This is a genomic window from Collinsella sp. AF15-51, from assembly GCF_003462845.1.
Lineage (GTDB): Bacteria > Actinomycetota > Coriobacteriia > Coriobacteriales > Coriobacteriaceae > Collinsella.
The window spans coordinates 64,068-82,868 of sequence record NZ_QRYG01000001.1 but is presented as its reverse complement, the minus strand read 5'-3'; the positions used below and the strand labels follow the sequence as shown (position 1 = coordinate 82,868).

The following is an 18,801-nucleotide window of genomic DNA, read 5'->3' as shown; positions in this document are numbered from 1 at the left end:
AGGTGCTTTTGAGCGTTTAACCCATACGGCGGGTCCGAGCAGATTCGGGCCCGCCGTCTTTTTCTATCGTTACTCGGTAAAGGCGTTGCCGACGCTCTGGCCGCCAACATACGTCTCGACGAGGGTGAGCTCACGGTCGAACACGACAAAGTCGGCGTCGCGACCCGGCATGATGCTGCCGCACTTATCCTCGATGTGCGCGGAGCGCGCCGGCACCTCGGTTGCCATGCGAATGGCGATATCGGCGCTGGCGATGCCCCAGTCGACGATGTTCTTGACGCCCTGGGCAAGCGTGAGCACCGAGCCGGCAATGCTCTTGCCGTCGGCGAGCCAGCACAAGTTGTCCTTCATGATGACGTCCATGCCGCCACTGGTGTAGCTGCCCTCGGGCATGCCGCCGCAGCCCAGGCAGTCGGTGATGAGCACCGTATGCTGCCAGCCCTTTGCCTGCAGCAGCGCCTTGATGGCGGCAGGGTTCACGTGCTTGCCGTCACAGATGATCTCGGCGTAGGTCTCGGGCGTGGACATGGCAGCACCCACGACACCGGGCTCACGGTGATGCAGCCCGCGCTGGCCGTTATAGGTATGCGTAAAGCAGCTGGCGCCGGCGTTGATGGCGGCGATGCACTCATCGTAGGTGGCGTCGGAGTGACCGATGCTGGTCACCACACCCTTGGCGTTCAGAGCAGCCGCATAAGCAGCGGCACCGTCGCGCTCGGCCGCCATGGCGCTCTTAACGATGCGGCCACCCGCAGCCTCCTGCCACTGATCGAAGACCTCCTCGGAGGGGTCGATCAGATAAGCGGGGTTCTGCGCGCCCACGTGCTTCATGGTAAAGAAGGGGCCCTCCAGGTAGATGCCCTGAATGCGAGCACCGCAGAAGTCGGGGCCGCGACCCTCGTCCGCCTGGGCGATGGCGGCGCAGGCGTCCTTGATCTGCTCGACGCCATCGGTGAACGTCGTGGGCAGCCAGCTGGTGGTGCCGCGACGGGCGAGCTCGGTCGAGCTGATATCGATGCCCTCGGGATCGTTATCGGTAGTCGAGTGGTTATAGAAGCCATGGATGTGGGTGTCGACCATACCCGGTGCGATCCACGATCCCGTGTAATCCTTAATCTCGCAAGAGGGCTCGTCGGCCTGCCAGGCGCCAAAGACGCCATCCTCGACCATAAGATAGCCGCCCAGTTGCGGGCCTGCCGGCAAGAAGAACTTGTCAGCCTTAATTGCGTACGTGCTCATATGCACTCCTTGCTTCTAAAGCAGTTGACTGTGGTGATGCTTATACCCAGCTCACGTAAAACAAAAAGCGCCCGCCCGCCGTTATGAGCGGACGGGCGCCCTTACAGGGGGACGCGATTAAGCGGTGAAGGGGTGAATCGTCACGCCCTTGACCACGCGGTTGACCGTGCCGGTGGGGCTCGGCGTATCGGGCGTGTTGCCCACGCGCACGGAGTTGAGCAGGCTGATTGCCTGGGCAAACATCACGAACGGCAGAGCAAGGTAACCCTCGGGGAGTGCCTCATAGCCCTTAAAGGTGAAGGACTCACCCTCGTAGACAGTAGCGCCATCCTGCTGAACGGCAACGGTGTGCTGAGCAATATCGTCGCCACCGATCTCGTTGAGGATGTCGATGTCGTACTGACGGGTGTAGGCGTCGTTGTTGACGAATACGAAGACGAGCGTCTTATCGTCGACGAAAGACTTAGGTCCGTGACGATAGCCCATGGAGGTGTCGTAGGAAGTAGCAACCAGACCGTGAGCGAGCTCGAGGATCTTGAGCTGGCTCTCCTGAGCAAGGCCGCCAAAGGAGCCGGAGCCCAAGTAGGTCACGCGGTTGAAGTCGCCAGCGAGGTAGTCGGCAACCTCGGACTCGCGAGCGATGACCTCCTCGCCCATCTTGGCGATGGTCTCGACCCACTCGGCCTTCTGCTCGTCGGAAGCCTCGTCAAAGATGAGGGTAGAGAGCAGGGTCATGCAGGTGTAGGAGCCGGTCATGGCGAAGCCCTTGTCGTTGGCGCGCGGAATGAGCAGCGTCAGCGCGTTGGGATCATCGGCAGACTCAACGGCGAGCTTGCCCTCGGGAGCGCAGGTGATGTTGAGGAACTTGACGTTGTGAACGAGCTCCTTGGCAACGGCAACGGCGGCAAGGCTCTCGGGGCTGTTGCCAGAGCGGGCAAAGGAAACCACGAGCGTGGGATCCTCGGCGCGCAGGAAATCGCGCGGAGCGCTCACGATGTCTGTCGTGGCGATGGGCTTAAAGTCGTAGAGATCAGTGTTGCCAGCGTGACGCAGGTACGGGGCGCAGGTATCGCCAACGTAGTCGGACGTACCGGCACCGGTGAAGACAACGGACAGACGGCCCTCGCCCATAGCACGAGCCTCGGCCAGGAAGGCCTCGATGGCCTCCTTGTTCTCGCGATAGATGTTGAGCGTATCACGCCAAAGCTCGGGCTGCTGAGCAATCTCGGCCGTGGTGATCTGGGCGCCGAGCTCGGTGAGCTCCTCGACACTCTTCTCGAACATTTCTAATACCTCTCTCTAGAAGTAATCCTCTGACGTGCAATTATACACTTCGGTTGGTTATCTGGTAGTAACCAGTTAAATGCAAAGAATCACCATATGGAAACGATGCGGACACTAGTTGCTACGCTGGTGGTAAACCTTGTATTTAAACTGATCGGCACGAGCAACCGAGAGTGTATACTCCACAACCTCGTTTGACTCGTTATACGTAGTCCTGACCAAATCGAGCACAGGCGAGCCCTCGACAATTCCCAAAAGGTGGGCGTCGGTGGGACGGGCTATGCTCGCATAGAACTCCTCTTCAGCCACGCGTATCTTTTGCTGAAAGTCCTGCTCAATCACATCGTAAAGCGGCTTGCGCTCCAGCAGCGGTCGCTTTAGGGACAGAAATTGACGAACCGGTAGATAGCTGCGTTCGACCATCATGGGCATGTTGTCGGCAGAACGAAGGCGCTTAAGCTTAAAAATGCGATCACCGATACGCAATCCCATATGCTCGGCCAGATTCTTATCGGCCTCCATCTCGCAAAACTCGAGAATCGTGGTCTCGGGTTCTCGACCCATCGCGCGCATCTGCTCGGTAAAGCTGTAGGACTGCATAAGATTGGTTGCTTTTGCCGAACGGTCGGTCACAAAGGTACCGCGACCGTGCTGCCGAACCACCAGTCCTAAACGCTCCAGTTCCTGCAGAGCCAAGCGTACCGTAGTGCGCGAGAGACCATAGCGCTCCGAAAGTTCGCGCTCGGAAGGAATCATGTCACCGGCGCGATATTCATGGTCAATCTTTTCGGTCAGAATATCGACCAGCTGATCGTACAGCGGCTGCCTACGCGCTCCGATCGCCATCCTATCCTCCCTTTTGCTCGAATTCGGCTAACTACCTAGGGTGTTAAGCATTATCGTTCTGCAACACCCGACTCATCAAGAAAACAAAAGCCGCGCGCTCTTTCGAGCACGCGGCTTTTAACATACACATGGCTTAAGGGGTCAGGGTGTGAGCCGCGCAGGGACACACCCCTCAAGCTAGAGCCTTACCAGATGCTCGGCCAGAGACCAAGCGGGCCAGCGCCCAGGATGCCCAGGACGAAGAGCAGCAGAATGCCCTTGGTCGGGGTCCAGCTGTGCTTAGCGAACATGTAGTAAAGCAGCAGCGTAAGCATAAGCGGGACGAGCTTCGGGACGATGGTGTTGAGGGTGTCGGCAACAGAGAAGTTGACCGGATCCTCGGTGACGGTGCCGTAGGTAACGGACTCCATGCCGTTGCCCAGATCGGTGACGCCGCACTCGACAGCGTTGCCGTCGGCATCGGAAGCGGTGAGGGCGTTGCCGTCCTCATCGGTCATGGCGATGGTACCGGCCTCAGCGGTCTCGGTATCGATGCCCTCCATACCGGTGAAGTTCTCGGCCTCCTTCTCGGAGACGATCACGGTAGTAGCGGAGAGGCCACGGGTGGTGCCGTTGGGGATCTGGAGGTTGATCTGGGTGCCACCCATGGTGACGACCAGGCAACCGACGACGAAGACGCCCATAATGGAAGCGGCACGCGTGAAGGCCTGCATGTTGGCAGTCAGAGCGTCAATAGCGCTGGTGCCAAGCTTGTAGGACCAGTTCATGAGCCAGAAGCGCAGAGCGAACTGGACGACGTTGAAGATCACCAGGAAGATGATCGGCGCAGCGGCGTTGCCGTTGATGGCCATGTTGGAGGTGATGCCGGCCGTGATAGGCACGAGCGTCAGCCAGAACAGGGCGTCACCGATACCACCGAGCGGGCCCATTGCGGCGACGCGGACGGCGCGGATCGTGGGGATGTCAACCTTGTTCTGCTCGAGCGAAAGCACGATACCCATAACAAAGGTGACGAGGAACGGGTGGGTGTTGAAGAACTCCAGGTTGTGGCTCATGGAAGCCGCGAGGTCGTTCTTGTTGGTGTGGATCTTCTCCAGACCGGGGATGATGGAGTAAAGCCAGCCAGCGGCCTGCATGCGCTCGTAGTTGAACGATGCCTGCAGGAAGCAGGAGCGCCAAGCCATCTTGTTGAGGGTCTTCTGGTCGAGCTGCGGAGCAGGAGTGAGATCCTCGTAGTGCTCCGGGATCACATACTCATTAGATGCCATCTTCGAAGTCACCTCCGTCAGAAACAGCTGCACCCTTCAGCTCGGTCTGCTGCTGGAAGTCCCAGAAAGCGATGCCGAAGCCGATGAGAGCGAGGATGAGCAGGGCAGGGGTTGCCAGAGAATCGTTGGCAACGGTGATGAGCGCGAGGCCAAAGCCCATGAGGAAGAAGCCCCACATATCGCGGTTCATCATAACCTTGAGCAGGACGGCGAAGCCGACGAAGCGCATCATGCCGCCTGCAGCGGACAGACCGGTCTGCAGCCAAGTCGGGATGGCGGAAGCGATGGTCTGACCGATGGTAGCGCCAGCGATGAAGAACAGGGTGACGACGACAGCGAAGATCAGGCCGAGCAGAGCCATGGCGAAGTAGTTCAGACGCTCGATGCCCTTGGTGTCAGCGTTATGAGCCATGTTGTCCGCGGAGGACATGAGGGGCGACATAAGCGTGAAGACCAGGGTAACGCCGAGCTGACCAAGCAGAGCGAACGGAATGGCAAGGCCGACTGCCGCGTTGGGCTCGAGGCCCGTAGCGATAGCGAGAATGGCTGCCATGATGCCGCCGATGACGGCGTTAGGCGGCTGAGCGCCTCCGATCGGCATGTTGCCGATCGTCATGAGCTGATAGGTACCACCCACGAGAAGACCGGTGTTGAGGTCGCCAAGGATAAGACCGATGACGGCGCCGGTGACGATGGGCTGATAGAGAGACTCGAGGAAGTTGAACTGGTCGATTGCCGCGACGAACGTGACGATGAAGACCAGAGCGACCTGGATGATCGAGTATTCCATCTTGCTCCTCCTTTCAAAATGTATGTACGCACTTTGGATATCACGTACAGAATGTCAGGGTTTCAATCCTGACAACGTGGATCACGAGGATTACGAGAAGAGCTTGCTCGTGTCCTCAACAGGCGTGCTCGGAACGCGCCTGATCTCCAACTCCACCCCCAATTCCTGCAGCTCTTTAAACGCAGCGACATCCTCGTCGTTAACTGCGACGGAGGTGGCGACTTGGCGCTTTCCTTCCGACATGTGCATGTTGCCGATGTTTACCTTCTTTATAGGCACACCGCCCTTGACGAGCGTAAGCACGTCTTCCGGTGTTTCGGCCACGATGAAGATCTTCTGGCGCGGGCTCGCCTTGCCAATGACGTCGATGGTCTTCTGCAGGGAGAAGAAACGCGTAGCGACGCCGGCGGGAGCGGCCATCTTCATGAGGTTCTGGCGCATGGTGTTGGTCGACACATCGTCGTTGGCGACGAGGATGAGGTTGGAGCCCAGGGTGGAGTTCCACTGGGTAGCGACCTGACCATGGACCAGTCGGTTATCGATGCGGGTAAGAAGAATGTTGGGTTCTGCCATGTTGATCAGCTTCCTTTCGTTATTTGCTGACGACAGTTACTTGATCTCCTGAATCGCGTAACGCGAAACATCTACGACGGCACCGGATCGGACTTTGATCTGGACCTTTTCGCCTTCGATGCCCTTGACGGTTCCGTAGATACCGCCGGCGAAAAGAACCTCCTGACCCGGCTTGAGCTCGGTGTGCAGCTCCTTGAAGTACTTCTGCTTCTTCTTCATGTTGATTTGCGACCAGATGGTGTAAATCAAGCCCATGATGACAAGCAGGCCTAAAAGGGCGACCGAGGAGCTCAGGACGTTGGCTCCGAAATCGGCCATTAGATGCCGTCCTCGTCGCCGAAGATATCCTCTTCGTCGGAGCCGGCAACGGATGCGACCGTCTGGGCGGTGACGCCCGTCTGACCAACGGTCACGGCCTGCTCGCCAAGCTCGGCGAGCGTGGCGTTACCGCGGAGGAACAGAAGCTCAATAACCATGGGAAGGTTGGTGCCAGTCAGAACCTCGACGTTGTCGACATCCTGGGCAATCATCATCGACTGATTGAACGGAGTACCACCGAGCAGGTCGGTAAAGACGAGCACGCCATCGCACTCCTCGCGCATGGCGGTAATAGCGGCGCGGAGATCCTCACCGTAGGAAGCAGCCTGGTCGCCCTCAAAAGGAACGACGGTAAAAGCGGGCTGATCGCCGGCAACCATAGCGATAGCACTTGCAAGGCCGGGTGCGAACTGTCCATGACCGGTAAGAATAAAGCCAACCATTCAAATTTCCCTTCCGAAGGTGTGTACGATCTGAGTCCGATAATTTTCGGAAGCCAGCGGGCGCTCGCCCTTAAAGCTTCTTAGAAAGCGTTCTTTGAAGACCAGTGGTTTCTAAACTGGTAGTAACCACGTGACGTGTTGTTGACACTATATCACCCCAGAAGAGGTCGCTTTCGCTGATTCATACAGTAAAACGTTTTTGCACCGTTCACGGTGATAAATCGACCGTTTACCGCTCATTAACACTTCTACCTACAGTTTTGAAACCGTTTCGAAATGCTTTGGCAATCGATCACAACTATTTTCGTGTCTAAACAACACAGGGTGGCTAAATATAGCGTGTAGAAAAAGTGCAGGTCATTGTGAAGATTTGTGAATTGGTCTTTTTGACTTAATACCAGTTAGAACCAGTTTAGAAATTATCGGTGAACGGTAGTTTTCGACCGTTCACCGGAGAATTTCAATCGTTTGCAGCCTTTTTCCTAGATGAATTGGGGAGACTCGATGAAGCACTTGCGCGGTTGCAGGGTATTTCAATACTCGTCCATCCCCCGCGTTCCAAACTCCCATTCCCTGAATATGCCATAGCTCTCGCTATTCGTCTCACAAACATTACTTACTCTAATCTGTAATTGTTTATCGTTTATCATTAAGTATGATATAAGATACAAGTATCATCCAAGACATTGGTTGGAGGAGCTATGATCCGCTGGAACGTATCCAAATCGAATGAAGCCATCGACCGTGAACAGGCAATAGCCAAACTGAGGAAGCTCACTCGCTACTGCAAATGGGGCACAATCTGCACCATCGTGGCGCTCGCTCTGGCACTCCTCGCAGTCATTGCAATCGAAGATCTAGTCATATTGCCTAGCCTCTCCCAAGGGTTCTGTCTCCAATCCGTAGAGCTTGAGGCTAGCGAAGGGCCAATTCTCGCTCTCGTCGGCACCAATGAACAGACTCCTCTTATGCTTGTCGCGCACGACGGTCATACTGCCATAGGGAGCGCCATGATGGCATGCCTCGCGCTTGCCATCGCGCTAAGCGCATACAGGTTTTTCTCCGCCATTGAAAAGGCGGGCAGGCCCTTTGACCTCGAATGCATCCGCATACTACGTCAAATAGGACATTTGTTCCTTATCGGCGGCGCTGCCGTGAAACTTTTTGGTGCCATAGTCACAGGGCTGATACTCTCAGGATTTGGCGGTAGCTTTACGGATGCGCTTGGCGGGCAGCATCTCGACCTCTCTATGCTCTTTGCAGGCCTAATTATTAGCCTGATTGCCAGCATCTTCCAGTACGGGTGTATCCTGCAAAAACAAGATGACGAGTTGCTCTAGGGGGAATCCATGATTATTCTGCGGCTCGACCGCATGCTTGCCGAACGCAAGATTTCATCCAAAGAGCTTGCGGAACGCGTGGGTATCTCCCAGGTCAATATGTCGCGCATCAAGACGGGCAAGGTTTCTGCCGTGCGCTTTTCAACTCTTGACGCGATATGCCGGGCACTCGACTGCCAACCGGGCGATGTACTGGAATATATGCCTGACGATGAAGCCGATAACCTCTTTGGACTTAAAGATTAATAGACATAATTTAGCCACCAGCGCCTAAACGCAATAAGCCCGCTAGAACGACATCCGTTCTAGCGGGCTTAATCAGATATATCAGCTTCGCGCTCGGTAGCTCGGGCAAATCTTACGCAAACAGGCCGTAGATGCTGATGTTGGCCTTGGCGTACAGGCCGTTGGCATACTCGGTCCACTTGGAGCTGGCGCTCGAAGCCTGCGAAGAATACTGCTGGTAAGCAGTGTAATAGGCAGTCATGGCCTGCTTATAGGTGGCGCTATCGGCGGTAAAGGCATCGTCGGCGAAGGCCTTAGCATAGGTGCTGTCGGCGTCCTTCCAGGTGCCCTTCGAGCTATCCCACTCGTCGCCGGCAAGTTTGATGATGTAGTCGGCGTAGTCCTTGCTCGCGGTCTCCTCGTTGCCGTCAGCAGGCTCGGTCGGGGCGGTCGGCATGCTTGCAGAGCTATCGCCCACCTTCTTCTTGTAGAGCTTTTGCAGCGTCGCGGACTGACGGACGATCTGCTTGGCCTGGTCCTTGGACACGCCGTACTGCGTGGCCATGGTCTTGTAGTCCGAAGTGCCGATGGAATCCTCGGCGTACTTCTTCATCTCCTTAGAAGAGACGGTAATGCCCTCGTCCTCGGCAGCGTCGAGCAGGATCTTGTTGCGCACATAGGACAGGATGACGTCGGCAGAAGGAGCGGTGTAGTTGCCATCGCTATCCTTGACGGTATCGAGGCTGTACTGGCTCTCGATGGCCTCGCGCGCGGTGATGTCGCTCTTCTTGCCGTTGTAGCTGTAGCTCGCCACGGTCGAATCGAGCTGGTCCTCGGTCAGGGTCGCCGAGCCGACGCCCTTGCCGCCAAAACCACCGTTGCCAATAAAGAAGCCGACCACGGCAGCGATCACGACTGCAACTACAAAGGCGGCAATCATCGTCTTCTTGTGCTTGCAAGCGTGGTCGTCCACGTCGGAGTCGCTGTCCTCATCCTGCTCCTCGGGCATGAGGTTCTCGTCAGCGGCATCCGCGGCAATCCGAGCCTCCAGTCGGGCGTCCTCCTCCTCGGCCGTCGTGCCGGCGGCAATGTGCTCGGCAGACGTACCGGCGACCAGGTCGATCTTCTCGTCCTCGTCACCGTCGGGTCCTTCGCCGCGCTCGATGATCTGGATGCCGTCGATCTCGTCCTTCTTTTGAATCAGACCCATATCGGTTACTCCTTGTTAGGAAACATAGTCCCCAATAGAATACGCCCGACAGAGCGCCGGGCGTATTGATTCTTAGGTTATACGCAAACACTTAAGTACTATTTAGGCGTTTGCAGTGTGCATGCCTTAGGCCAGGTGCGCGATAACGGCATCGGCAAATGCCTGCGTACCCACAGCGCCCTCAACGGAGCCGGTCTGGGCACGACGCACGTCACCGGTAACCTGCTCGCCCTCGTCGAGCGTGGCAGAGACGGCGGCACGAATGCGATTGGCCGCGTCGTTCTCGCCTAGGTGATCGAGCATCATCGCGGCAGAGAGAATCTCGGCCGTGGGGTTGGCGATATCCTGACCAGCAATATCGGGAGCGGAGCCGTGCGTCGCCTCAAAGATGGCACAGTCGGCACCGATGTTGGAGCCGGGGGCCATCCCTAAGCCGCCCACCAGGCCGGCGCACAGGTCGCTCACGATGTCGCCGTACAGGTTGGGCAGCACCAGGACATCGAAGTCGTTGGGGTTCTGGACCAGGCCCATGCAGGTGGCGTCGACGATCTTGTCGTTGAACTCAATGTCGGGATAGTTGGCGGCCACCTCGCGCGCAACGCGCAGGAACAGGCCGTCGGTTGCCTTCATGATGTTGGCCTTGTGCACGGCCGTCACCTTTTTGCGACCGCAACGGCGGGCGTACTCAAAGGCGTACTCCACAATGCGGCGGCTCTTGGCGATGGAGATGGGTTTGATCGAGATGGCGGAATCCGCGGCGAAGGTCTTCTGGCCCGAGCGCTCGACGAGCTGCGAAAGCTCCTCGACCTCGGCAGCGCCCTCATCGAACTCGATACCGGCGTAGAGGTCCTCGGTGTTCTCGCGCACGATGACCAGGTCGACGTCACGGAAGCGCGAGCCGTCGCCCGGCTGCGACAGGCAGGGGCGCACGCAGGCGTACAGATCGAAGTGCTTACGCAGAGCAACATTGACGCTGCGGAAACCCGTGCCGACCGGCGTGGTGATGGGCCCCTTGATGGCGACCTTAGTCTCGGCAACCGCATCGAGCACATGTTGGGGCAGCGGCGTGCCAAACTCGTCCATGACGCCGGCGCCGGCCTCCTGGACATTCCAGTTAATCTGGACACCGGTGGCCTCGACCACGCGGCGCATGGCCTGCGTAATCTCGGGACCGATACCGTCACCGGGAATCAGGACTACATCGTGCGCCATAATCTGTTACTCCTCGTCTTCGGCGTCGTCAGATTTTTTAACGCTAGCACGCTTCTTCTTTTTGGAGAGATCCAGGCCAAAACGTTTAACAAGCATTTCGCAAATCTCGCTCGAACGGGCCTTGAGATAGCTGCCCTTGCCGTTCTCGGCGTCGAACTTAAGGCGCAGCGCAAGCTTCTCTGCGACCTCGGCGTCGATCTCGCCCTGGCAAAACTCGTACAGGCAACCGAGCATGTCGCGATACTCAAGGTCGCCGTGGTAGCACTGGATGGCCTCATCCAGGATGGGCCAAGCCTCGCGCGAACGCTCGACACTCGTGGCACCCCACACGCACAGCAGGCGGAAGGCGGCATAGCGCAGCGTGGAGGAGATCTCGTCGAACAGTGCGGTCTCGGCGCCCTCAAAGGCATCGCCCAGCTGCTCGGGGCAGGTGGTGGCGAGCGCCGTCAGGGCATCGAGGGCCTCCCAGCGGGTCTGCGCCTCGGGGCGGTCGAGCGCCTCGATCAGCGCGGGTACGCAGGGCTCGACGCGCTGCGGATCGCGCTCGGCAAGCAGGTGCAGCACGCGGGCGGCAAACTGGCGGATGCGGCGCGTGGGGCAGCCGAGCTCCTGGACCAGACGGTCGACGGCGTTCTCGTTCTCCTCTGCCAGCTGGAGCTGTGCCAGCTCCTCGTCGGTGAGCTGTTCGTCTTTATTTTCTGCCATAGTTACCTCTTCTTACTATTTCTTAGCGTGCTTGCCAGCACCCTTGCTGTCATCGGTGACCGAGATGAGCTGCCGGTTGGCTGCGCCCTTGCGACGCGCACGGCGGCGCTCCTCGGCATCGCCCGCATCGGCGGCGGCGCGATGGGCTTTGTTGACGTTAAAAACCTCGTCGTGCTTGCGCCACGGGCCGACGGACTCGCCAAAGCTCATCTTAAGGCCGGCGATAAAGCCGCCGAGCCAGCCAATCGGCGCAAACTGCACCAGCGGGAACAGCGAGAACACCCAAGTCAGCAGGACGACTGCCGCCGCTCCTGCAAAGTTGGCGATCCAGTAGTCGCGCTTGGTGATGACGCGCTTTTCGCAGGCCCACTGGCCGCACAAAAAGCCGATGTAGATCGCAAAGAGAAAGAGCACCAGCGCAAGCACCACGAACGTCCAGCTCATAGGCGCTACTCCTCGTGATGGTGGCCGCAGCAGCACTCGTGGCCGTCATCGTGACCGTGACCGCCGCAGCACTCGTGGTCCTCGCCGTGGTGGTGGCCACCGCAGCACTCGTGGTCGTCGCCATGCTCGCCGCAACCGCAGCCTTCCTCGTGGGCACCGTGCTCCTCGGGACGATACTGCGACCAGTCCAGACCGGCGGCGATGGCGTCGGCCTCCTCCTTGTAGAGAACCGTGATGGCCTGGGTGCCCAGCTTGGCGCCACCGATGGCGTCGAGCATGTCGTAGAGCGTAAAAGCGACGTCGGCACCGGGCAGCGCGAGCTCGCGGTCATCGGCGTAAGCGAGCGCCAAGCGCAGGTCCTTAATGAAGTGCTCGACCATAAAGCCGGGCTTGTAGTCGCCGTCAAGCGCCTTGGGAGCCAGGCTCTCCATGGCGCCGGACTTGCCGGTACCGCCCAGGATCATCTGGCGGGTCTTCTCCAGGTCAAGGCCGCTCAGCTCGGCAAATGCCATGGCGTCTGCCATGCCGACCATGCAGGCGCCCAGCGACACCTGGTTGGCGAGCTTGGCAGCCTGGCCCTTGCCGGCGCCGTCGAAGCAGCAGATGTTGGCCGCAAAGGTGGCAAGGATGTCGCGGACCGGCGCGATGTCGTTCTCGGTAGCGCCCACGATAGCCGTGAGCGTACCGGCGATAGCGCCCGACTCGCCGCCGGTGACGGGGCAGTCAAACGCCATGCGGCCGGAAACCTGGGCGGCCTCGGCAATGTCGCGCGCCAGCTCGGGCGAGCTTGTGGTGAGGTCGATCAGGACCGCGCCGGGCTTAGTGCACGCGAGCAGGCCGTCGCCCGCCAGGTAGAGCTCCTCGACCTCGGAGGGATAACCCACCATGGTAAAGACGACGTCGGCGTTCGCCACGGCATCTGCCGGCGTATCGGCCCAAACGGCACCGCGCTCGATAAGCGCGACGGCCTTGGACTTGGTACGGTTGTTGACCGTGACGGGATAGCCGGCATCCAGGATGTGGCCGGCGATGGGGGCACCCATGATTCCGGTGCCGATGAATGCGACAGAGAGCTTGTTTGCCATGAAGCCTTTCCTTTTGGGTTGGGTGTTATTACCAGGTTGAATACTCGGTGCCAGCGTTTGGGCTGTGAGTTGGGATCGATTACGGCCGCGTTACTTGCCTACTGACCGCGCACGCGGCGGGCGATGCGGTCGGAAAGCGACGCCTTGTCGGCGCGGTTCTTGCCCCAAAACGCGCAAGCCACCATGCCGGGGCCCACGTGCGAGCCAATGGTGGGGCCCACAGAGCTGCGGATGATGGTCACGTCGGCGCAGCCTTCCTCCTTGCGGATGGCGGCCTCGAGCCAGTCGCCGTCCTTTTCGGCATCGGCCGTCATAATGGCGATGGGCATGGTGCGATCGGGCACATAGTTCTCGCGGAACGACTTGAGAATGGACTTGAGCGCCTTCTTGCGACCGCGGTTGACGCCGATCAGCGACAGCGAGCCGGCCAGGTCGTAGGACAGCTCGGGTTTGACGTCGAGCTTTGCCGTGAGCTGTGCCGCCGCGGGCGGAATGCGGCCGCCGGCAGCCAGCGCGTCAAAGCTCTCGAGCGTAAAGTAACCGTGGACATAGGTCTTGGCCTCGTTTGCCCAGTCGACCAGCTGCTTAGCAGTCAGTCCCGCCGAGCGCTGGCGCACGGCCTCGAGCGCCAGGAGCTCGCCGGTCGCGCAGGGCAGAGCGTTGTCGACCACGTACAGCTCAAAGTTGGGATACTCGGCGCGCACGGCGTCCGCCGCCTGGCACGCGGAGTTGTAGCTCGACGACAGCGCCGAGGTAAAGCACAGGTAGACCGTGGGCGTACCCTCTTTGGCGCACTCGGTAAAGAACTCGATATAGCGACCGAGCGACACAGCCGAGGTGGACACGCGGGCACCGGCGCGCATGCGGTCGTAGAACTCCTTGGGTGTGATGCTCGACCAGATGTCGTCCGTACGCTCCTCGCCATCGATAATGAAGGGGAAACCCAGGATATCGACATCGAGGTTCGCGGCGACCTCGGGGCTAAAGTCGCAGCAGGTATCGACGACGATGCGGCAACGGTCCGAATGACCGGCGGATGCGGCCTTGTCCATCAAAGCGACTCCTTACGTAAAAAGGCGGCCACCCGCATGGGATGGCCGCCAGCCGTTAACTCATGCAAGTTAACGTATTTTACTCGTCAAGTGTTTCGATGCGGGGCTTGATGATGCCATATCCACCATTCTTACGGTGATACACCACATTGATAAGGCCGGTCGTCGCGTTCTCGAACACGTAGAAGTCGTGACCGAGCAGATCGGTCTGCACCAGCGCCTGCTCCTCAGTCATCGGAGTGACGTCGATAACCTTCTCGCGGACGAGCAGGTCGTCTTCCTCCTCGGGCAGCAGCAGGTCGGCCAGATCCTCGACGCGCTCGACCGGTGCGACATCCGCGGCGCTGGCACCACCCTGGCGGTTGTCCACGACCTTAGTCTTGAACTTGCGCAGCTGGCGGGTAACCTTATCGGCGGAGAGGTCGATGGCGGCATACATATCTGCGCCGTGCTCGGCAACGCGAATCACAGAGCCGCGGGCACGAACCGTGACCTCGACGATTGCCGGGTTGGGGTTCGAGGGGTTCTTCTCATAACGAAGCACGACGTCGACTGTCATGGGCTCGATATCGAAAACCTTGAGCGCCTCGCCGATCTTCTCATCCACATGCGCACGCAGAGCATCGGTTACCGTCGTCTTGCGTCCAGAAACCTTGATATCCATACGTGGCTCCAATCTGCCTCGGGGACTTACTGTACTGGCTATGTACCCATTGCCGTGCATTTAATCACGCGGATTCCTAAAGACCCGAATAACGATTGCTTGATACCGCATACCGAAGTCTCGCACTTTTCTGTGGCAAAGTGCGCTATGGAAGAGCGACGGCGACTTTGCTTTTGCACCTAAAAAATGTCTTTGACCTGCTGGTTTTTTGGAAACGAAAAAGCCGGGCTCCCCTGTTGGGAGAGCCCGGCGATGCGTGTTGAAACCGTGAAGAGGCGTCCCTCCTAGCGCGTAGGAGACGCCACCCCTAGCAATAACTAGCTATTGAGCTTGTTAATGTCGTCGTCGGTGATAGTGTCTTCCTGGCTGGACGATTTGTCTTCGGAGGATGCGGTCACATTGTTGGAATCGGAGGACTCGCTGCCGGAGGATGCGGTCTCACTGGACTCAGAGTCGCCCGGCTGCACGTTAGCGCCCGAAACCGTCTTAGTGGTGAGGTCGTAGGGCATCCTGCCATACCAGACAGAGTGGACCGCCTCGAGCGTGCCGTCGGCCGTAATACCGTCGAGGGCATCGCTCACGGCACGGCACAGTTCGTCATTGGACGAGAGGCCCGCAACACCAAGCGTCGAGGGCGCCTCGAGCGAACCGGCATAGGAGACCTCGCTCATCAGGCGTGCAAGGTAGCCGCCGGCCGTGGAGTCGCAGATTACATAGTCGACCTCGCCGGACTCGAGTGCCTCAAAGCACTCGTTGATGTTGGAGTAGGTCTTTTGGTTGGCGGTGATGCTCTGCTTAGCAAGCGCCTCCTGCGAGGCCGAGGACATCTGGACACCCAGAGTAGACGTGTTAAGGGTATCGGTGGAAACGCTTAGCGACCCACCATCGCTGGTTTTACCGAACACGGAAGCGGCATCGTACAGGCAGGTGCCGAGCGAGCTAACGTCCCCATCCGTGGAGTTGATCTCGCCGATAAAGATATCAGCCTTTTTGTCACCGAGCGCGGAACCTGCCGAGGACGCATCGACAAAGGCGACCTTAAGGCCCATGCGGCTTGCGAGGGCGCGGGCAGCGTCGACTGCATACCCCGTGAGCTCGCCGTCAGCGCCCTGCATGGCCTGCGGCGCATCGGAGGTATCGAGGGCAACCGTCAGGGTACCGGGGGTGACCAGGGCATCATCCGACACCGCGGACGTGACGGTCTCGTACTCGATCTGGTCGATCGTGGGAGTCGTGAACGTAGACAGCGGGTTGAACGCGCATCCGCTCAGGCCCAAAACGGCGATGACCGCTGCGGTCCCAGCACCTAACCGAGCCGCGTGCATCAAGCTGCCCCTCACCATGTCCACTACCCTGCCTTCTGTGTCGTATACGATCCGTGCGTTGCACGAAATATCAGATTGTTCCCACCAGCTGACCTGGTATTTGACCCCACACTTGCGCACCGGGGTGTTTGCTCGGGAGGCCGCAGCCACCTTCACGACTGGCCCGCTCGCCCGCGAGGCGGTATTGCCCCAAAGAAAGTAGAACGGACGGTGCGGCTTACATCTAGGACGCGCCATGATCGCGCCGCGCGCACGCGGTCGCTTACGTGGATCCCTTTGACCGCGTCTGTCTTGGACTAGGACGGGCATTTCGTCCGTCCGCAACCACAGCCTGGTAGGAACGTAGCGCATTATAGCTAAGTTCAAGCTAAAGTTTAAGGTTAGGGGCGTCATTCGCATCGCGAGTACAGATTTCGCAGGTCGGAGTGGGCTATTCGTGCCTCTGTGAAGCCCGGAGCTCCCCTATGGGGAGCTCCGGGGCACCCTTCCTAGGGTGCCGTGGCCAAAAAATGGCAGATATGAGTACTGTCACCAATTTAGTAACAGGCAATTTTGGCCTCTCGGACAGATTTTGCGCTCAATGTCGCTAACCTGATGCTTAGTTATTCCACATTTGTTTATTATCTTCTTACTTTATGCCGCCTCCGAGTCCTAAATTCCTTGATTTTGCTGTTACTGATTTAGTGACAGTACTCATATTTGCCATATTTTGGCCAGGGCATATGATTAACCCCCTATTTTCGACGTGAATTAGACCGGCTTAAGCCCAAAACACGCCCGCAGCGTGTTAAGCAACGCCTCTTGCTTCTTCCTGCGGGCATCGACACGATTCCGGTACCGCTTTCGCATACGCTGGTGGATGCGCCATGCGAGCGCTTCCATCGCTTCCATGTCGCAGAGCATTTCGTTGTTGACCGTCGCGACCTCGATTCCCATAGTAATCAAGCCCGTGTTGCGTTTTTCATCATGGATACGTCCCCTCCGGGAGGAATGGCCCAGCTCACCGTTGTATTCAAGGTCAAACCGGGCTGCTTCCTGATACGCATCGCAAACTGCATGCGGCATCCCCGAGATTGCCTGCGCGCGGTCATCGAACTCGATCTTGTAGTCGGTCTTAAAGGGACCGCAGTCAAATCCGCCATAGGAAAACGGAAGCGAAAACAGAGCGAGCATGATGCACTCCATGGGCGAGAGCAGGTTTTCTGACAGGTAGGGACACAGACGCAGCAGCTGTTTGGCCACATTCCCCTTGCATGCCGCAAGGTAATCTGCCAGGCGATCGGGCGTCAGCGCCGGCTCGACTTCAAAGTAGCCCACGTCTGCTGGCTGGTCCTTGTCCTTTGCAAGTTTATTCGTAACAGGCGAGGTGTAGGGAGGCAGATACTTCCCGCGGTCGCTCAGTGAAATCTTAGAGCACAGCTCCTGGGCCAGGGCAAATGCCTGGATACAGCCAAGTTCGCGCGCAACGGCAAGGCAGAGGGCCTCGGGAGACAAGCTGTACACCCCCGGTTCCACCTCTAGAATCGAGCCGGCGGGCAACCCGGAACACACGGACCAGCCTACGCTAGGCATGCGGCGGCGCTGCGCCGCAGATCCCACCAGCAAGCACAAATCCTCTTGCACCTCGCCGCTTGCGGCTCCAATTCGCACCAAGTCGGGAAGATAGATGTCCTCGGTCGAGGGCGACGACGTGCGCAGCACACGGCGCTCTTCATCGGGATTGAGGTCCTTCCAGCTGATATAGCCCATCTGCCGGCGCTCGGCGCGCATCATGCGCAGCGCTGAAGCGCCTGTTAGGATTACGGAAGCCGCTAGCTGTTCGCCTGTCGGCTCGTTGCGCCGCTCAATCTTCACTGCCACAAAACCACCCCTACCAAACACGTGCGATAGCGAGGCCATCAACGGCCGCGGCACCGGCGCGCTTGAGTTCCGCCGAAGCCGCTGCCATCGTCGCACCCGTGGTGATAACGTCGTCGATAAGCAGCAGGCGGCGGCCCCGCACGTCCTCAACGGTCTCGTACATGCCTCGGACGCGTTCACGGCGTTCTTCACGGCCGAGTTCACGCTGGTCGCCATGGCCGTATTTAACGAGGGCGTCGAGCAACGGAACACCCGACAGCTCGCAAAATGGGCGCGCGATGGCCTCCATATGATCGAAGCCGCGTCGCCGAAACGCCGCCGCAGTCGCGGGCACAAACACCACCGCATCGGCGCCGGACAACACACCGCCTAAGCGTTCGGGCGCCGCGACCTGGGCATGTAAGGCGGTGTCGTATAGCAGCTCTGCCAGATACGGCGCCAGGCGTCGCTCGCCCGCGTCTTTGTACGCTTTAATGATCCGCGGCAGCGGATGCGCGTAAACGGCACATGCCAGGCACCGGTCGAGTGCTTCGGCCATCGCCGAGGACGAACCCTCGACCGAGCACTCGGTGCACAGCAAGTCTCCAAACGGGGCGCCGCATCGAGTGCAGCTATGCCGCGGGTCGATGAGCGCAAGCGCCGCCAAGCAGTCTTGGCAAATAAGCGCGCCGGAGCGCTCGCAGCCGGCGCATCGCGTAGGCGACAACGCCTCAAGCGCCTCGTACGCCGCCAGCTCGGCAAACGGTAGCAATTCGTCCGCAAACGGCAGGATGCCGGCACCTTGCAGGCATCCCAACACATTCAAATATCTCTTCACGACACAACCCTCCCTACGTTCGGTCGCAGGGAGGGTTGTTGATTCAGTGCTATGGTACCCCGACGCGTTTGGGGTCAGGCAGGTTAAATCCGTTTGCGGGC

20 protein-coding genes are annotated in these 18,801 nt (G+C 59.0%); 2 read left to right on the top strand and 18 right to left on the bottom strand.

Annotation, left to right across the window (positions count from 1 at the left end; genetic code table 11):
• Positions 1-69 precede the first annotated feature (69 nt).
• The 8 genes from nagA to DWW51_RS00370 all read right to left on the bottom strand — a co-directional run bounded on the left by nagA (position 70) and on the right by DWW51_RS00370 (position 6,761).
• The gene (nagA, locus tag DWW51_RS00405) at positions 70-1,239 is read right to left on the bottom strand and encodes an N-acetylglucosamine-6-phosphate deacetylase (protein WP_117772908.1); all 1,170 of its coding nucleotides are present in this window, start codon (positions 1,237-1,239) and stop codon (positions 70-72) included.
• A 117-nt stretch (positions 1,240-1,356) separates the two neighbouring features.
• Positions 1,357-2,523, bottom strand: a complete 1,167-nt coding sequence (locus DWW51_RS00400; RefSeq protein WP_117772906.1) for an SIS domain-containing protein — start codon at positions 2,521-2,523, stop codon at positions 1,357-1,359.
• Positions 2,524-2,637: 114 nt separating this feature from the next.
• A complete protein-coding gene (locus DWW51_RS00395; RefSeq protein ID WP_117772904.1) occupies positions 2,638-3,369 on the bottom strand; it encodes a GntR family transcriptional regulator in 732 nt (243 codons plus the stop codon).
• A gap of 185 nt (positions 3,370-3,554) precedes the next feature.
• On the bottom strand, positions 3,555-4,637 hold the full coding sequence (locus tag DWW51_RS00390; protein WP_022094609.1) for a PTS system mannose/fructose/sorbose family transporter subunit IID: 1,083 nt from the start codon (positions 4,635-4,637) through the stop codon (positions 3,555-3,557).
• Entirely contained in the window at positions 4,627-5,427 is an 801-nt protein-coding gene (locus tag DWW51_RS00385; protein ID WP_089572403.1) for a PTS sugar transporter subunit IIC, read from the bottom strand. Before DWW51_RS00385 ends, DWW51_RS00390 begins: the two co-directional genes overlap by 11 nt.
• A 90-nt stretch (positions 5,428-5,517) precedes the next feature.
• Complete coding sequence (gene agaV / locus DWW51_RS00380) at positions 5,518-6,000, bottom strand: PTS N-acetylgalactosamine transporter subunit IIB (protein ID WP_089572404.1); 483 nt, start codon at positions 5,998-6,000, stop codon at positions 5,518-5,520.
• 36 nt (positions 6,001-6,036) lie between these two features.
• A complete protein-coding gene (yajC, locus tag DWW51_RS00375) occupies positions 6,037-6,318 on the bottom strand; it encodes a preprotein translocase subunit YajC (protein ID WP_022094612.1) in 282 nt (93 codons plus the stop codon).
• Positions 6,318-6,761: a PTS fructose transporter subunit IIA gene (locus DWW51_RS00370; protein WP_117772902.1), complete on the bottom strand. Its 444-nt coding sequence runs from the start codon at positions 6,759-6,761 to the stop codon at positions 6,318-6,320. The genes yajC and DWW51_RS00370 overlap by 1 nt, the downstream gene beginning before the upstream one ends.
• A gap of 701 nt (positions 6,762-7,462) precedes the next feature.
• Between DWW51_RS00370 and DWW51_RS00365 the strand changes: the two genes are divergently transcribed.
• Positions 7,463-8,101 (top strand): DUF2975 domain-containing protein, encoded by a 639-nt coding sequence (locus DWW51_RS00365; protein ID WP_117564747.1) that lies wholly within the window; start codon positions 7,463-7,465, stop codon positions 8,099-8,101.
• Between the two features lie 9 nt (positions 8,102-8,110).
• Positions 8,111-8,347 (top strand): helix-turn-helix transcriptional regulator, encoded by a 237-nt coding sequence (locus DWW51_RS00360; protein ID WP_117564746.1) that lies wholly within the window; start codon positions 8,111-8,113, stop codon positions 8,345-8,347.
• Between the two features lie 112 nt (positions 8,348-8,459).
• On the opposite strand, the gene DWW51_RS00355 is transcribed toward DWW51_RS00360, so the two are convergent.
• The 10 genes from DWW51_RS00355 to DWW51_RS00310 all read right to left on the bottom strand — a co-directional run bounded on the left by DWW51_RS00355 (position 8,460) and on the right by DWW51_RS00310 (position 18,700).
• Entirely contained in the window at positions 8,460-9,536 is a 1,077-nt protein-coding gene (locus DWW51_RS00355) for a hypothetical protein (protein WP_117654919.1), read from the bottom strand.
• Positions 9,537-9,662: 126 nt separating this feature from the next.
• A complete protein-coding gene (locus tag DWW51_RS00350; protein WP_022094615.1) occupies positions 9,663-10,748 on the bottom strand; it encodes an isocitrate/isopropylmalate dehydrogenase family protein in 1,086 nt (361 codons plus the stop codon).
• Positions 10,749-10,754: 6 nt separating this feature from the next.
• Positions 10,755-11,453, bottom strand: coding sequence for a HEAT repeat domain-containing protein (locus DWW51_RS00345; protein ID WP_117772900.1), 699 nt, complete (start codon positions 11,451-11,453; stop codon positions 10,755-10,757).
• 15 nt (positions 11,454-11,468) lie between these two features.
• The gene (locus DWW51_RS00340; RefSeq protein WP_117772898.1) at positions 11,469-11,897 is read right to left on the bottom strand and encodes a hypothetical protein; all 429 of its coding nucleotides are present in this window, start codon (positions 11,895-11,897) and stop codon (positions 11,469-11,471) included.
• A 5-nt stretch (positions 11,898-11,902) separates the two neighbouring features.
• Positions 11,903-12,982 (bottom strand): NAD(P)-dependent oxidoreductase, encoded by a 1,080-nt coding sequence (locus tag DWW51_RS00335; protein WP_117772896.1) that lies wholly within the window; start codon positions 12,980-12,982, stop codon positions 11,903-11,905.
• A gap of 98 nt (positions 12,983-13,080) precedes the next feature.
• On the bottom strand, positions 13,081-14,034 hold the full coding sequence (locus DWW51_RS00330) for a DegV family protein (protein WP_089572413.1): 954 nt from the start codon (positions 14,032-14,034) through the stop codon (positions 13,081-13,083).
• Positions 14,035-14,113: 79 nt separating this feature from the next.
• Positions 14,114-14,698, bottom strand: a complete 585-nt coding sequence (hpf, locus tag DWW51_RS00325; protein WP_035137685.1) for a ribosome hibernation-promoting factor, HPF/YfiA family — start codon at positions 14,696-14,698, stop codon at positions 14,114-14,116.
• Between the two features lie 317 nt (positions 14,699-15,015).
• A complete protein-coding gene (locus DWW51_RS00320; protein ID WP_197032105.1) occupies positions 15,016-16,023 on the bottom strand; it encodes an ABC transporter substrate-binding protein in 1,008 nt (335 codons plus the stop codon).
• Positions 16,024-16,773: 750 nt separating this feature from the next.
• Positions 16,774-17,883: a hypothetical protein gene (locus tag DWW51_RS00315; RefSeq protein ID WP_124786548.1), complete on the bottom strand. Its 1,110-nt coding sequence runs from the start codon at positions 17,881-17,883 to the stop codon at positions 16,774-16,776.
• 10 nt (positions 17,884-17,893) lie between these two features.
• Entirely contained in the window at positions 17,894-18,700 is an 807-nt protein-coding gene (locus tag DWW51_RS00310) for a ComF family protein (protein ID WP_231501531.1), read from the bottom strand.
• Between the last annotated feature and the right edge of the window lie 101 nt (positions 18,701-18,801).

Excerpts from the sequence above, each read along its gene's own strand:
- nagA (WP_117772908.1), bottom strand. The coding sequence starts at position 1,239 with ATGAGCACGTACGCAATTAAGGCTGACAAGTTCTTCTTGCCGGCAGGC.
- agaV (WP_089572404.1), bottom strand. The coding sequence starts at position 6,000 with ATGGCAGAACCCAACATTCTTCTTACCCGCATCGATAACCGACTGGTC.
- yajC (WP_022094612.1), bottom strand. The coding sequence starts at position 6,318 with ATGGCCGATTTCGGAGCCAACGTCCTGAGCTCCTCGGTCGCCCTTTTA.
- DWW51_RS00345 (WP_117772900.1), bottom strand. The coding sequence starts at position 11,453 with ATGGCAGAAAATAAAGACGAACAGCTCACCGACGAGGAGCTGGCACAG.
- DWW51_RS00400 (WP_117772906.1), bottom strand. The coding sequence starts at position 2,523 with ATGTTCGAGAAGAGTGTCGAGGAGCTCACCGAGCTCGGCGCCCAGATC.
- DWW51_RS00330 (WP_089572413.1), bottom strand. The coding sequence starts at position 14,034 with ATGGACAAGGCCGCATCCGCCGGTCATTCGGACCGTTGCCGCATCGTC.
- DWW51_RS00350 (WP_022094615.1), bottom strand. The coding sequence starts at position 10,748 with ATGGCGCACGATGTAGTCCTGATTCCCGGTGACGGTATCGGTCCCGAG.
- DWW51_RS00355 (WP_117654919.1), bottom strand. The coding sequence starts at position 9,536 with ATGGGTCTGATTCAAAAGAAGGACGAGATCGACGGCATCCAGATCATC.
- hpf (WP_035137685.1), bottom strand. The coding sequence starts at position 14,698 with ATGGATATCAAGGTTTCTGGACGCAAGACGACGGTAACCGATGCTCTG.
- DWW51_RS00335 (WP_117772896.1), bottom strand. The coding sequence starts at position 12,982 with ATGGCAAACAAGCTCTCTGTCGCATTCATCGGCACCGGAATCATGGGT.
- DWW51_RS00395 (WP_117772904.1), bottom strand. The coding sequence starts at position 3,369 with ATGGCGATCGGAGCGCGTAGGCAGCCGCTGTACGATCAGCTGGTCGAT.
- DWW51_RS00340 (WP_117772898.1), bottom strand. The coding sequence starts at position 11,897 with ATGAGCTGGACGTTCGTGGTGCTTGCGCTGGTGCTCTTTCTCTTTGCG.
- DWW51_RS00385 (WP_089572403.1), bottom strand. The coding sequence starts at position 5,427 with ATGGAATACTCGATCATCCAGGTCGCTCTGGTCTTCATCGTCACGTTC.
- DWW51_RS00360 (WP_117564746.1), top strand. The coding sequence starts at position 8,111 with ATGATTATTCTGCGGCTCGACCGCATGCTTGCCGAACGCAAGATTTCA.
- DWW51_RS00390 (WP_022094609.1), bottom strand. The coding sequence starts at position 4,637 with ATGGCATCTAATGAGTATGTGATCCCGGAGCACTACGAGGATCTCACT.
- DWW51_RS00365 (WP_117564747.1), top strand. The coding sequence starts at position 7,463 with ATGATCCGCTGGAACGTATCCAAATCGAATGAAGCCATCGACCGTGAA.
- DWW51_RS00320 (WP_197032105.1), bottom strand. The coding sequence starts at position 16,023 with ATGCACGCGGCTCGGTTAGGTGCTGGGACCGCAGCGGTCATCGCCGTT.
- DWW51_RS00370 (WP_117772902.1), bottom strand. The coding sequence starts at position 6,761 with ATGGTTGGCTTTATTCTTACCGGTCATGGACAGTTCGCACCCGGCCTT.